The organism is Pseudoflavitalea rhizosphaerae, assembly GCF_003991355.1.
GTDB classification, from domain to species: Bacteria; Bacteroidota; Bacteroidia; order Chitinophagales; family Chitinophagaceae; genus Pseudobacter; species Pseudobacter rhizosphaerae.
The window spans coordinates 60,083-74,282 of record NZ_RCSU01000010.1 but is presented as its reverse complement, the minus strand read 5'-3'; the positions used below and the strand labels follow the sequence as shown (position 1 = coordinate 74,282).

Annotated in this window: 13 protein-coding genes; 8 read left to right on the top strand and 5 right to left on the bottom strand. The window is 43.7% G+C overall.

The window, feature by feature from the left end:
- Positions 1-16: 16 nt before the first annotated feature.
- Complete coding sequence (locus D9Y29_RS17495; RefSeq protein WP_127130577.1) at positions 17-1,261, bottom strand: hypothetical protein; 1,245 nt, start codon at positions 1,259-1,261, stop codon at positions 17-19.
- Positions 1,262-1,402: 141 nt separating this feature from the next.
- Here D9Y29_RS17495 and D9Y29_RS17490 point away from each other — a divergent pair, with 141 nt between their 5' ends.
- Positions 1,403-2,617 carry a TlpA disulfide reductase family protein gene (locus D9Y29_RS17490; RefSeq protein ID WP_164735454.1) on the top strand — a complete coding sequence of 405 codons (1,215 nt, stop codon included), beginning with the start codon at positions 1,403-1,405 and terminating at the stop codon, positions 2,615-2,617.
- Positions 2,618-2,635: 18 nt separating this feature from the next.
- The gene (locus tag D9Y29_RS17485; RefSeq protein WP_127130573.1) at positions 2,636-3,142 is read left to right on the top strand and encodes a hypothetical protein; all 507 of its coding nucleotides are present in this window, start codon (positions 2,636-2,638) and stop codon (positions 3,140-3,142) included.
- A gap of 55 nt (positions 3,143-3,197) precedes the next feature.
- Here the strand turns inward: D9Y29_RS17485 and D9Y29_RS17480 are convergent, their stop codons facing one another.
- The gene (locus D9Y29_RS17480) at positions 3,198-3,404 is read right to left on the bottom strand and encodes a YqaE/Pmp3 family membrane protein (RefSeq protein ID WP_127130571.1); all 207 of its coding nucleotides are present in this window, start codon (positions 3,402-3,404) and stop codon (positions 3,198-3,200) included.
- A 347-nt stretch (positions 3,405-3,751) separates the two neighbouring features.
- Here D9Y29_RS17480 and D9Y29_RS17475 point away from each other — a divergent pair, with 347 nt between their 5' ends.
- The 5 genes from D9Y29_RS17475 (at position 3,752) to D9Y29_RS17455 (ending at position 8,224) form a co-directional block, all read left to right on the top strand.
- Positions 3,752-4,276 carry an RICIN domain-containing protein gene (locus D9Y29_RS17475; protein WP_127130569.1) on the top strand — a complete coding sequence of 175 codons (525 nt, stop codon included), beginning with the start codon at positions 3,752-3,754 and terminating at the stop codon, positions 4,274-4,276.
- Positions 4,277-4,500: 224 nt separating this feature from the next.
- A complete protein-coding gene (locus tag D9Y29_RS17470; protein ID WP_127130567.1) occupies positions 4,501-4,959 on the top strand; it encodes a YciI family protein in 459 nt (152 codons plus the stop codon).
- Positions 4,960-4,998: 39 nt separating this feature from the next.
- Positions 4,999-5,382 carry a winged helix-turn-helix transcriptional regulator gene (locus tag D9Y29_RS17465; RefSeq protein ID WP_127130565.1) on the top strand — a complete coding sequence of 128 codons (384 nt, stop codon included), beginning with the start codon at positions 4,999-5,001 and terminating at the stop codon, positions 5,380-5,382.
- Positions 5,383-5,444: 62 nt separating this feature from the next.
- Positions 5,445-7,178, top strand: a complete 1,734-nt coding sequence (locus D9Y29_RS17460) for a tetratricopeptide repeat protein (protein ID WP_127130563.1) — start codon at positions 5,445-5,447, stop codon at positions 7,176-7,178.
- A 107-nt stretch (positions 7,179-7,285) separates the two neighbouring features.
- A complete protein-coding gene (locus tag D9Y29_RS17455) occupies positions 7,286-8,224 on the top strand; it encodes an alpha/beta fold hydrolase (RefSeq protein ID WP_127130561.1) in 939 nt (312 codons plus the stop codon).
- A gap of 83 nt (positions 8,225-8,307) precedes the next feature.
- On the opposite strand, the gene D9Y29_RS17450 is transcribed toward D9Y29_RS17455, so the two are convergent.
- Complete coding sequence (locus D9Y29_RS17450) at positions 8,308-9,996, bottom strand: RluA family pseudouridine synthase (protein WP_127130559.1); 1,689 nt, start codon at positions 9,994-9,996, stop codon at positions 8,308-8,310.
- A gap of 657 nt (positions 9,997-10,653) precedes the next feature.
- Here D9Y29_RS17450 and D9Y29_RS17445 point away from each other — a divergent pair.
- Positions 10,654-12,090: a glycoside hydrolase family 130 protein gene (locus D9Y29_RS17445; protein ID WP_241237967.1), complete on the top strand. Its 1,437-nt coding sequence runs from the start codon at positions 10,654-10,656 to the stop codon at positions 12,088-12,090.
- On the opposite strand, the gene D9Y29_RS17440 is transcribed toward D9Y29_RS17445, so the two are convergent.
- Entirely contained in the window at positions 12,084-13,112 is a 1,029-nt protein-coding gene (locus D9Y29_RS17440; RefSeq protein ID WP_127130555.1) for a glycosyltransferase family 4 protein, read from the bottom strand. The genes D9Y29_RS17445 and D9Y29_RS17440 overlap by 7 nt on opposite strands.
- Positions 13,109-14,194: a glycosyltransferase gene (locus tag D9Y29_RS17435; RefSeq protein WP_127130553.1), complete on the bottom strand. Its 1,086-nt coding sequence runs from the start codon at positions 14,192-14,194 to the stop codon at positions 13,109-13,111. Before D9Y29_RS17435 ends, D9Y29_RS17440 begins: the two co-directional genes overlap by 4 nt.
- Positions 14,195-14,200 lie beyond the last annotated feature (6 nt).

The following is a 14,200-nucleotide window of genomic DNA, read 5'->3' as shown; positions in this document are numbered from 1 at the left end:
ATACTGGACTGATGGGTTATTCAAGCATCAATATGATCTCATTGTTCTTTGCCAGGTCTGTACTCAACGCAAGCGACCTCACTTCGTTCCCATACCTGATGCGCAGCTCTGCTGTATTGGGAGGAATGGAACCGAGATTATCAGCCACAAAAAGTAACCTGTTTTCTCCTTTGTGCAATTTGACAGGTATTTCCTGTATTGTTTTTTTTACCGGAAAACCCTTCGCAATCCATTTGCCGTTGAAGCGAAGAGAAATGCTGTCGCCATCCTGTATTTCAGTATCTCTCAGTTCGAGAATGATGTCTGCTGTATTCACGGTGAAGCTGGCGATGGGTGTGGTAATCCTCTTATTGACCATAGTATCCCGCGCAGGTTCCTGTGAAGGATGATGGTAGATATCAGCCACAATAAAAGTGGCATATGCGTTGAACCGGTTGCCGAACGAGAATTCATAATCTTTACCATCGATAGTAGTTTGAAGATTGCCGGTATTCGGCTGTATATTACCGTAATTGTAAGCAAAGAATAGAAAAAGGTTACGACCACTGTCCAGGCGCAGGTTCTGAACCCGGTTTGCATCTGTGATCTGTTCTTTGGTAAAGATGGCTCTTCCGTTATGCAGGAGTGTTACCGTGTCTTTGTCGTACCGTTCATTGTCGGCGAGCCTGATTGTGATATTGTCTTGTGTCGATTCAATCCTGTCGTAAATTCCGAAATACAGTTTGCTGATCTCCGGATGGAGTATCCTTCCGGCGCTGGAATCAGGAAATGCTTTGTTGGTTGATCTGGTGAGAGTGATCTTGTTGCGGTACAGGAAATCGCGGATCATTACTTTCGGTACTACGAAGATCTCATCATCGTCATATAATCCACGCATCCAGAAATCGGCCTGGTCTATGAAAAGGCGATTTACGCTGATTTGATTGTCTTTCATATCCAGTGTGCCATTCAGGTACCAGAGCCAGATACCGAGTTTGAAAGGCGTTTCCTTTATGGGATATTTGGATCGGCCAATGCCAAGTTGGTACTCACTTTTACGAACCAGCAACATTTCATATACACCGGTAAAAACGCGGTCCTGTATCGTGATCACGGCAGGGTAGAGCAGGCCTTGTTCCGGTTTTCCGATATGTATCTGAAATTGCAGGTCTGACTGACCGGTGCGTTTCAGGTTCATCTTCCAGACCCCGGTCCAGGGATCGGATTGAGCCTGGGCGCGCACAAATGATATGCAGGAAAATAGAAGAAAAATGTACCGCATCAATGGCAACTTAGCTAAAAAAATGATCTTTCTCAAATCGGCATGAATGCCTGGTTGGTCAACTGCTTTTTGCAGTTGGTCCTTTGGGTGAAACCGCTGTTTTGTTACCAGCTATCTTCAGTGTCCATCAATATTCAGACAATGAAGCAATTATTTTTCTGCCTGGCGGCCATTTCCTGCGGATTGTTTTCGTATGCGCAGTCCGGAAAGAATATGGTTACCATCAAAGGTAAGCTCACAGGCGACCTGAAAGGATACAATAAAATCTACCTCTACACACGCATGGGCAATGATTCTGCTGTGATCCAAAACGGAGAATACAGTTTCAGTTTTCCATTTGAACAACCAACTTTCAGAAGCCTTTTCCCTGAATATCTCAGGCATGGAGGAATGATGTACCAACCCTTCGGTATTCTGATTGCAGGTCCCGGCACTTACTATGTAAACTCTGATGCAGGTAAAGGCCTGGCTCAATCATCTGAAGTAAAAGGACCCGAAGCTGCAGTGATCTACCGCCGGTTTGAGCTGGAGAGCAGTGCGGCACAAAGAAATATAAGTATGGGTCTGGCTAAGCTTTATGGAGATAACTGGTACAGGAAAAATGAAAAAGATGATGACTACACTACATTTCAACAAAGCAGGGATTCACTGCAGGATTTGTACATGATTCCATTAATTGAGAAACTGCTGAAGGACCATCCGAACTCCTATGCGGCTGCATTTGTATTGTCGGGCGCAGGCCGTCAGGTTTCAACTATCGAAAAAAAGGAAAAACTGCTGGGCATGCTGTCTGCGAGGATGAAGAAGACTGACGCTGCGCAGAAGTTTGCAGATCATATCGAAGGGCTGAAGAATTCCGCGATCGGTAAGAAGGTGGCCAACTTTGTATTGCCTGATCCCACCGGAAAGGATTTTTCACTGGACCAGTTGAAAGGGAAATATATACTGATAGATTTCTGGGCAAGCTGGTGTGTGCCCTGCCGAAAATCATTTCCGCGTATGCGCGAAGTGTATGCAGCTTACAGGGACCAGTCGTTTGAGATTTACAGTGTTTCAATCGATGAAGACAAAGCGGCATGGCTTAAAGCTGTAAAAGAAGAGAACAATCCTTGGAAGCAGTCGCTGGACAATAAAAATATTTCCCAGAGCCGTTTTGCTGTAACGGGCGTTCCTTCTACATTCCTGATTGGCCCTGATGGCACCATCATCGCCAGCGAAGTAGGTTTCGACCCCGGAGGAGGTAGTGAAATAGAAAAGAAACTTGCCGAGCTTTTTGGTAAGAAAGTTCCTGCTCCGGCACAGGAAGAGAAAAAGCCGGCTGGCCCGATGAAGGCCATTCCCATGACCAATATGTAAAAACAAAATTCAGGAATTATGTACAGGATATTCTTAATGATGTTATTGTTCACTGGCGTTAAGGTAAACGCTCAAATGACAGCCGCACAGAAATCGCATTGGGATGTGGATACGGCAGTAGTGTTCAGCGTGAAGTCGGTACCAGTATGGGACCAGATCAAGGAAACAGGAAAATGGAACGAGATCAGCAATGGGTATGTTCAGGCCGTAACGGTAATGGGTGAGCATCCGAATCAAACCCGTATTGTGAAATTTGCCGATGGTAAGGAAAGAAAGGACCTTGTTTCGCAATATCAGCCTGAATACAAAATGATCGTACTGAAACTGGCTGATCCTTTGCCGGCAGGCATCTATGAAGGAGTAATGGCATTTTATGTATCGAATAAAGAGGAGGGCGGATCTGAATTGCGGATCACAATACGCGTGAAAGGGGATGATGAGCCGAAATCGGCTCTGGTAGGGCAATTGAAGCAGGAAGCTGCTGCTTACCTGAAAGGAATTTCTGACAGGCTTTCCGGAAAATAAATATTGATTGTTTCGTTCTTTCAGGAGGTGGCACCATGTATGCCGCCTCTTTTATTTACCTGCGGTTACTTTCTCTGATGGCCCTTTCAATTCTTCTTGTTCTTTTATCTTCCCTTGCGTTTTGTAAAGAGATCACGGCCCAAATGGCGGCCGGGATCCAGCCGATCAGTGTGATCTGGAGGATCAGGCAGAGGATGCCAGTAAGTATCCTTCCCCTCAAGATGAAGCTGAGCCAGGGCAGTAAGATCGCTAATAAAGTCATGGCTACCGATTTCAGCTAATGTAATGAAAATCCGGGAAGCGGGATTGTGGAAATGAAAGATCGTTTTACAGCGTTGAAAGAATTCTGACAAAGATCCCTGCCATATCTCAATAGAGGTCCACAGGAATTCCTCAGTTGGGTGATTGAATGCGATCATGCAGAATTTTCGCCCGATGAATTGCAGGAATGGCCGGCAGGCAGATTGCCCAACCCTGTTGATGATCTCAATCAATGGGTGGGCGCCCGGGAAGAAGAATAGCATCCGGTTGCTCATTCATTCCCGTGAATGGCTCATTCTATTTTTACAGATTTTTCCCAGCTTCCCAATTTTGGCGAAAACAACGCCAATGTTTACATTACTCTATCGCAGTGTAATCCGCCTGGGAGTGATCGCGGGTTTCTGTTTGACCGCCTCATCCGTTCTTGCGCAAAACAGCAATAAATCCCCGAAAACAGAAAAGAAGCTGCCTGCAGGAACGTATTACATCGTGAATGTTGAAACAGGGTATGCGATTACGCCTGCCATGTCTTCTTCCGGACAGTATGTATTCTTACAGGATTTCAATAAAGATGGAACACAAAAATGGAAACTGGTTTCTAAAGGGAAAAAATACAATATACTTCTCAGCGGCTTCAATGATCTTTTCTTTCAACCTCATCCATCAGTAAAAGATCATACACCCATCATCAGTTTGCCCACTGATGGTACTGATCAGTACAGCATCGAAGCAACACCATCAGGTTACTGGGTGATAAGAAATCAAAATGGCAATTTCCTGAATGCTTTCATTACATCTACCGATAAAGAAATGAGGTTTGGCCCGGTACCGGAGGGAGGTAAGTACCATTTATGGGAATTCAGACCCATATGATGAATTGCAGGATGGTTGCAGGAGAAAGGTTCTTCCTTCATTACAGAGCGCAAAGCCGGTTTGGAGCAATTCAGAAAAGATGGAAATGCAGACAGATTCCGCCTTTTCTATTGTTGTGAAATGCCCTGTGGACAGGGATTTATACATCACTGAATTGCTTAACTTAGTAGAATGCAGTTGCCTGCATATTCTCGTTTTCTTCTTTCTTTACCAAAAACAACTTTATGAAGAATTTTCTGTTTACTATCCTGTTGTTCAGTGCTGGTATGTTTGTATCCGCGCAGGAATCCGGAAAAGTGTACAATAAGGGGCTGGCCGATTCTCTTGGGGCCGATAAATATGGAATGAAGAGTTACATTTTTGTAATATTGAAAACAGGCAGCAATACCACTACCGATAAAGATAAACTGAATCTCCTGTTTCGTGGTCATATGGAAAATATAGGAAAACTGGCGAAGGAAGGGAAGCTGGTGGTGGCTGGCCCTTTCAAAAAGAATGACAAATCCTTCCGGGGGATTTTCATCCTGAACGTTGGCACAGTGGAAGAAGCAAAAGCATTACTGGATACGGACCCTGCCGTCAAAGAAAAAGTATTGGATGCCGAAATACTGGAATGGTACGGATCTGCGGCCTTGCCGATGTATCTTCCTTATCATGGAAAAATAGAAGAGCAGCAACCATGATTGATGATTGCTAATGCTTACAAATAAAATTATGCAACGATGTACGAGAAAAAGATACCAGAGAACTATGAGTGTGGCATCAGCATAGCCATGAAGGTGCTGGGTGGAAAATGGAAATCACTGATCATTGAATATATTCACAGGGGCATAAGGCGCCCGAGCGAATTGCACCGGACCGTTGATCAGGCAAATCCAAGAGTGATCAATATGGCATTGAAGGAACTGGAGGATTATGGAGTTGTCACTAAGACTGTTTATTCAGGCCTGCCTTTGAAAGTGGAATATTCCCTGACTCGTTTAGGTGAAAGTATATTGCCGGTACTCGATGCCATGGAACAATGGGGCAATATTCACAGGGAGGAAATTGTTCCCGATTATTCCATGCCTGACAAACCTCCATGTGCAGGTATTCCTCCTGTTTGAGAAGATGAAAAGTATGCCAGGCAGTTACAACGGATTCCTTTCAGGTTCGTAAATTATCAATTATGAAACACAGCTGCTTATTCTATCTTTCTACTTTTCTCCTTTTTGCCTGCAACAATGGCGATGGAACAAAATGGCCTCAGCCGGCAGGCAATGATTCCCCGGTTGTAGGATGCTATAAACCCCAAACAACAGACAAAGCCTGGTATACTTCAGGAAAGAAAGCTCCCCTGCTGAAAGGCCTGGAGGGAATCGATTTCAAGATTTCAACTGCTTCCAAAGAAGTGCAGGATTATTTCAATCAGGGAATGATGCTTGCTTATGGTTTTAATCATGCTGAAGCAGCCAGATCTTTCTTTGAGGCCGCCCGACTGGATTCCAACTGTGCAATGGCATACTGGGGATTTGCATACGTGTTAGGCCCCAATTACAATGCAGGAATGGAAGAAGATAATTTTCAGCGCGCATATGAAGCTGCCATGAAAGCGAAGTCTCTTTCAAGATCCTGTACGCCGAAGGAAGTAGCGCTTATAGATGCATTGTCTGCCCGGTATGTTGCTCAACCTCCTGCCAGCCGGATCGAACTGGATATTGCTTATGCAGCAGCCATGAATAAAGTGTACACACAATTTCCCAACGACCCGGATATTGGCGCTTTGTATGCCGAATCAATGATGGACATTCACCCCTGGGATTTGTATGAAAAAGATACAAAGAAGCCCAAAGCATGGACGCCAGAGCTTTTGAGCGTATTGGAGCATCTGATGAAGATCAATCCAAAGCACCCCGGGGCGCATCATTTTTATATACATGCGCTGGAAGCATCCGCCACTCCTGAAAAAGCTTTGCCCAGTTCGAGGTTACTGGATACGTTGGTGCGGGGCTCAGGGCACCTGGTGCATATGCCTTCGCATATTTATATCAATACCGGTGATTATCATCTGGGTACACTCTCCAATATCGAAGCTGTAAAAGTAGACAGCATTTATACAACCACCTGTCATGCCCAGGGCGCTTATCCATTAGCGTATTATCCGCATAATTATCATTTCCTGGTGGCTACTGCCACGCTGGAAGGCAATTCAGCATTGGCATGGGGTACAGCCAGGCAATTGCAGCATCATACTTCAGAAGAAATAATGCGTATGCCCGGCTGGGGCACCCTTCAACATTATTATACTATTCCATTATATACTGCAGTGAAACTGTCGTTATGGGATACAGTCCTGGCCCTTCCTTCTCCTCCCGTTGATCTTGTATATCCCCGTGTAATCTGGCATTATGCGAAAGGAATGGCATATTTGGGAAAACATGATCTGTCAGCTGCAAAAAAAGAAATGGATAGTGTAAAAGTGTTGGCGGCGGATACTACCCTGAGAGACCTCACTGTGTGGAGTATCAACACCACGGCAGACCTGGCGCAGATCGCGTTGAAAGTATTGGCAGCCGGTATAGCCCATCAGGAAAAAAAGACAGATCAATCCATTGCACTGCTGAAAGAAGCTGTTGCTCTTGAAGACAAGCTCAATTACAATGAGCCACCGGATTGGTTCTTCTCTGTGAGACACCATCTTGGTGCATTGTTGCTGAAGGCTGGAAAATACAATGAAGCTGAAAAAGTTTACAACCAGGACCTGCGGGTCTGGAAAAAGAATGGATGGGCGCTGATCGGATTGTACAATGCATTGAACATGCAGGCAAAGAACAACGAGGCGCAAAAGGCTCGCGCAGCATTTGAAGAGTCCTGGAAATATGCAGATAAGATGATCACGTCTTCTTCAAGTATTGCAGATTAGCAGGGCAAATGCCTGCCTGCCGCAATTTGCCCTAAGATTGCCGCACATACACAGCAGCCAGGTCGATATTGTTGACGAGCTTCGTATCGAAACAAAAAGACCCTGTAATGAAAAAGTATTCGATCAATATTTCCCTGTTCGCTATTGTAATGGCAGTAATGGTATCATGCCAATCGTCTTCAAATAATGAACAAAAGGAAACTAATGCACAAGTAGAAAAAGATACTGTCAGGAACATTAAGCCGGATGAATCGGGCTATGCAGATGTGAATGGTTTGAAGCTGTATTATGAAGTATATGGAAAGGGAAAGCCCATTGTATTGTTGCACGGTTCTTTCATGAACATTCCAATGAACTGGTCGGGTATCATTCCTGTTTTATCGAAAAACAGGAAAGTGATAGTCGCCGAAATGCAGGGTCATGGCCGCACGAAAGATATTCCCCGGAAATTCAGTTATGAAAACATGGCAGATGATGTATCTGCATTGCTGAAGCATCTCAAAACAGACAGCGCAGACGTACTCGGCTACAGCATGGGAGGTGGTGTTGCTTTTCAGTTTGCGCTGCGTCATCCGCAACAATTACGCAGGCTGGTGATATTGTCCGGCACCTACGCGCATGATGGATGGTGGCCGGATGTAGAAGCCAGTTTTGCTACTATCAATGCAGATATGTTCAAAGGAACACCGATACAAAAACAGTATGATAGTCTTGGTAATGATCCGGCGCGTTTCGGGGACTATATAAAGAAAGTGATGAGTCCCGATCTTGAACCTTATGATTGGTCTAAGGAAGTAAAGAATATACAGGCTCCTGTTTTCATGGCCATCGGCGATGCCGATGGTGTCCGGTACGAGCATGCTCTAGATCTGTTTCGTGCAAAAGGAGGTGGTAAGATGGGAGATATACATGGATTACCGGGGTCGAGGCTGGCGATCATTCCCGGGACTACGCATATTGGAATGATGCTGCATACAGAATGGTGGCTCCCGATGGTAACTGATTTCCTGGATTCCGATCTGAGCCCGACGCCGCCTACGTTCTAGGCGGTCTTTCTTCAAAATATTTTTTACCGGCAATTTTGGGAGCCCAAAGAAGAATCGGGTAATCAATCCTGACGAATAGATAATCAAAAAGTTTCTTCCACCTGGAAGCTGATCTTTTCTTTTGTTTTGGGATGTGTAAATTCGATTGAAGCTGCATGCAGACACATTCTTTCAGATGCTGTACCGTAAAGATCATCACCTACAATGGGGGCATTTAGCCCCAGCTCATGGGCTGAATGCATCCGTAACTGGTGTGTTCTTCCGGTAAGTGGCCAAAAGTCGACTTTGGTTGTTGACTTGTATCTTTTTATCAATTTCCATTTCGTAACACTTTTCTTGCCGGTTTCAAAACAAACCAGTTGTCTTGGCCGGTTAAAGAAGTCAGCGCTAAGCGGAAGATCGATCTCTCCTTCTGACTGATGGATCACTTTGGAAAGTAATGCCCTGTATCTTTTGCTGACAGTACGTTGCAGGAATTGCCTTTGGAGATGTTTATGCGCCTGTTGGTTTTTTGCAATTACCAGGAGCCCCGAAGTGTCCATATCCAGCCGGTGGACCATTAGCGGTTCAGTTTTTTTCCAGATATTTTTCAGCCTGGAATAAACTGAGTCTTCGATATCAACGCCGGGAACAGAGCGTAGTCCTGCTGGCTTGTTCACTACTGCAAGACTGTCGTCTTCAAAAACTATTTCGAGGTCATAGATGCCATCTGTGTTTCGTAAGAAAGGGTTTTCGTCAACAGGAATTCCTTCCAGCATATGTGCCAGAATGGGTTTGCATTTTCCCGTGCAGGCCGGATAGAAATGCTTGTGTTTTCTGATCTCTGAAACAGGGGATGCGCCCCACCAGAACTCAGCCATTGCAATAGGCTTATAGCCGTTCTCAAAAGCGAACTGAAGCAGTTTTGGGGTAGCGCATTCGCCGGCTGCTGAAGGTGGTTTGCCAAATGGCGTCTGCCTGAAAATATCTTGCAGGCTTTTTCTTTTTCCGTTTTTATTCAGGAATGAATATTGTTCAAAAAGCTGTTGTTGCAAAGCGGCTGATCTTTCCTTGCGTTCATTTTTCAGCAATTCGATTTCTTCTTCGATTTGTGCCAGTCTTGCCTGCTTTTCTTCCAGTAATGGTTTCCATTTGTTGGTAAGGTCTCTGAGCTGCCGTTTATCAAACAGGCTTTCCCCGATCAGAGCTGCTTCAGCAAGATCGAAGTCTTGTTTATTCAGGCTGCTTCTGTTATTTATACGATTCTGATCACGCCTGGCTTTGTTCTCTTTTAATTGAGCTTTAAAGGATGATATTTCCTGTTCGGACTGATATGATAATTTTTCGAATTCTTCTTTTGAAGTCTGGTAGTCTTCATTCGAACAGATAGTAGTAATTCTGTCGTTAACGGCGCTGATGATCTCTATCTCTTTAAGGAAAAAACTGTTTTCGACCAGCATGTCAAATACAGGAGGAACGAATTTCGGGTGTTCATTGGAATTAGCCAGTTTGCCCGAAAATGCTGAAAGATATCCCAGTTTGCCTGCTGCATCCTGTACTACGAGGATGCCAAACATTTTACCGATAACAAGACCTTCTTTTTCCGGGCTTAGTCCAAAATTATGGTCTAGGTCCGTTTGTGTTTCCAGGTAATGCTGTAGTTCAGCCACTGCGATCTTTGCCAATGGATGCGGGTCATAATAAAATGGAAAAGTGAACCGCTCAGGTATTGTAGTGCCAGCTATCTGGTTGTCCCTGAACCAGGAAATTTTCTGAAGGGTATCGTTGCTCAAGTAATGTTTCGTTTGATTTGTGCTAATTAGCACTTCAAAGGTAAGAACTTTACCGTGGACTGGTTATCGGACAAGCACCTTCCGGCGAAATCCCGTAAATAACACGAACAACAATATAAAACACACCAAATACAATCTCCGGTATTGCAAGCATAATCTTTGTAGTATAGTCTGCAATTTTTTGGATTGAAGAGAATAGGAAGATTGAAATGATTCTGGATTCAGACCGGACATTACATGGAAAGTTATTGAAATGGTCGGATAATATTTGTGGTAGCTAACATGTATCTGATCAGCCGGATACACTGTTATTAGCGATTAAGCCCACAATGGCTGCAAATTATTATTGGCAGGCTTGATAATCAGGGTTAACTTCAATGAATTCATTTGAGCCTTGCATCAGTATCGCCATTTATCTGCCAGCATCTGCATTTAATTCCTATACTTCTTGCCTTTCTCAGATTTCGTTCTAAAATTGTAAAATGAATATTTACGCGTCAGACCTGTCATTTAATGTAAGGGAAGAAGATCAAAGGAATTGTTTTGCTGCCTGAAACTGCAACCGCTATCAAAATCATTTTCTGAGATCGAAAACTGACTTGGAAGTAATTTTTTATTTGAATCTGCGATATGAGCCTTACGATCAACAAAATAAACTTGCAGCTGACACCAGATGACCGAAAGGTGATCACCAGGTATTTTAATCCCGGCAATGAACGATCACTACTCCTGATAAACAGGGTACTCCAAATGCATCATGAGGCTGCGAAGAGTTTACTCAGTCAGATCGTTCATGAATTTTCCCAATATCACAAGGAGCTCCTGACAGTTTTCGAGAAACATTTCAGTTTGGTAAGCCGGTTATTATCGCCTGAAGCAGAACTGAAGATAACCCCGGAACAAAAGTTGCTTATCGGCGCTTACTTTACAATGGAATATTCTCTTCAACATGCTGCTCTTTTTAATCCATCAATTGTGGAGGATCCTGATCAGTCAGGCACTGAAACTGGTGAAAAAAAAGTAATCATTAGTTTCAGGGCTACAGGGGAGGGGCATATCTCATCGTTGGTATTCAAAAGGGGAAAACTGGACAAAGACAGTATGATCCATATTGAACCATCCGGAAACCTTATGTACGAGGGGCGGATTACTCAAAAAAGGCTGAACAACAAATCTGATTTTGAAAGCCTGTTGTCTCAAACGATCTTACCTGTTGTTATCCAGCAGGAAATATTGAGTCAACTGAAGGACACATTTTCTTATAAGTCTATCGAATCAATCTTAAGAACAGCCCTGCAACAACTAAAACCCGGAACAGGCAGGAATAAATTGAAGTATGATATCCTCAGTATGATAAATACCAGCTATGAGATACATTTTCTGCCTGACTCAAAGATCTCCGAGCGTGTTATTTTTCCTGTAACCTTCACTGAAAAGAATGGCATTGAAGATGCCAGATTTGTGAAGTTCACCGAAGATGATGGAACCTCCAGATATATTGCAACCTATACTGCGTACGATGGAACTTTCATCTTACCTCACTTAATTGAAACGAAAGATTTTCTTCATTTCAAGTTTTCTCCACTTCACGGGAAAGCAGCTGTCAACAAGAACCTTGCATTATTTCCCAGAAAGATCAATGGAGTATATGCAATGCTGTCCCGAATTGATGGCATCAATAATTATCTAATGTTTTCTGAAGATCTTTATCTCTGGGAAAAAGCAGATTTATTGCAGCAACCTGCCTATTCATGGGAATTTATTCAGATTGGTAATGGTGGCTCTCCGCTGGAAACTGACAGAGGATGGCTGGTTATTACTCATGGCGTAGGCCCTATGCGAAAGTATTGTCTGGGGGCCAGTTTGTTTGACCTGAATGATCCTTCAAAGGAATTAGGACGCCTGCAAGAACCATTATTGGTACCTGATGCAGATGAACGGCACGGATATGTTCCCAATGCCGTATATACTTGCGGAGCGATCATCCATAATGGCAATTTGTTTATACCTTATGCCATTTCAGATTACAAAACTGCTTTTATCACTGTTCACCTGGATGATTTGCTCGATTCAATTATGCAGAAAGATCAATAATCTTTTATTGATCCAGATCTTCGCGTTGACCTTTCGTACAGCTTCAAATAATGCTTTGCCATAACCTCGCTGCTGAAGTTGGCAAGGGCATATGTTCTGCACGCCTCTCTGCTGATATTCTTTAGTTTGCCTACAGCAGCAACTGCCTCTTCGATAGTGTGCACCAGGTACCCTGTTTTATTATGTATGATCAGCTCATTCATAGAACCTCTTTCAAATGCAATTACCGGAGTTCCACACATCATCGCTTCCGCTACGCTAAGCCCGAAAGGTTCATCAAAGCTGATAGGATGAAGGAGGGCTTTTGCATTTCCCAGCAGATCGTTTCGTTGTATCGGATCTACATTCCCTTTATAGATAATGTATGTGTTATCCAGATAAGGAAGAATCCTGGTCTTAAAATAATTTTCATCCTGGATTAACCCGCAAAGTAGTAATCTGTTTTTTGATTGAATGGCAATTTGAATAGCTTCGTGTGCTCCTTTATGCGGGTGAATTCGTCCGAAAAACAACAGGTACTCTCCGGTTCCATCACCAAAATGAAACTGTTGTTCGTTGATTCCATTATAAACTGTGTCCAGGTAAGTCAGATCAGGATGTCTGTTACTATTGCTGACAGAAACAAACAATGCATGCCCGTTATATTTTCTGTATACCGGGATAATCTGATCGGAAGAGAACCCATGTATAGTTGTAAGAAGTGGAGTTTGGATCAGTCTTGAATAGGTCAGGGGCAGAAAATCAAAATGATTGTGTATGATATCAAATTCTGATGCCTGCTCAATGAGGTTGGAGATGTGCAGGCACTCCCAAACCTTTGCGTCACCCGGATAGTCGCCCAATGGCTTCTGGCAAACTGATTGCAGTTTGGCTCCCGTTATTGAATCTCCGGTGGCAAATAATGTAACATCTATTCCCATCTTTACCAATGACTCCGTCAGAACCGAAGCAACCTGTTCCCAAGGGCCGTATCTTACCGGTGGTGTTCTCCATGTGATGGGGGAGAGGATGGCTACTTTCATTCGGATAAAGCTGCTGAAACAACCATGTGAGATATCCAGAATGCCAATGTACTTTCGGCACCCTGATTTAAATTGATGCCTTCACTGTGCAGGCCATCTGTGCATCCCCCTGTAGTTGGATCGTATAATGAATGTCCCAGATCATTATCTCCTAAAAACCACCTGTAGCTTGAATACATGAGGTTAAGGTATTTGGATTCACGCGTTAATCTGAAAGCCTGTTGATAACACAGGATCATTGCCATCGCATCAATGGGTTGCTGATCGAATTGTGCAGGCGGACACCCCTTTTTGCACCAGCCCTGATTACCCACCGGACGAAAAACATTATTGCAGAATACTTTGGATTCCAGAAACTGAAGTGATTCAAAAGCGATGGAGAGATATTCTTCATGCATCGTAATCTCGTATGCATTCAGCAAAGCCAGAGGCAGCATTGCATTATCATAAGTGAGAATGGGCTCAAACCAGTGCCAGGAATCATTTTTATTCACTTTATACATCCTCACCATCTTGTCTGCCAGATTGATCACCATGTTTCTTTTAAGATCGTCCGGAAAATGATATTTTATGAACTGACAAATGCCAACGATTGAATTGGCGATGCCTCGTAATGAAGTAAGAGAATTAACGTGGGGGTAGGCTTTTGCAAAAATTTCCTGTCCTGTTTTAACCTGAAGGGGGGAGGTGCCATCATTGATCAGAAAACCCAGGGCCATCAACGTTCTTCCGTAAGAATCTTCGGATCCGCGTATCTCCGGTTTGTTCTTGTCGTATGTAAGAAAATTCTGGAAATATCCATCCTTCGTCTGCATGTAATGGATGAAGCTGAGATAGACCGGCATTAATTCAGCAGCCAACTGATTCCTGCTGCTTTTGCATGCCCAGACTGTCAACAGCAATGCGCGTGAATTATCATCTATGCAATACCCTTCTTTTCTGTTTGGGGTGGTAAATACAGCATGTTGGATAATGCCTGTGAGATCAGTCAACTCAATGATATGTTTAAAGTTCAGATCCGGCATCTGTGCTGTGGCCAGAGAAACTGTTGTATCCGGATCGGAAACATCTTTCGTTGCCATTAATAT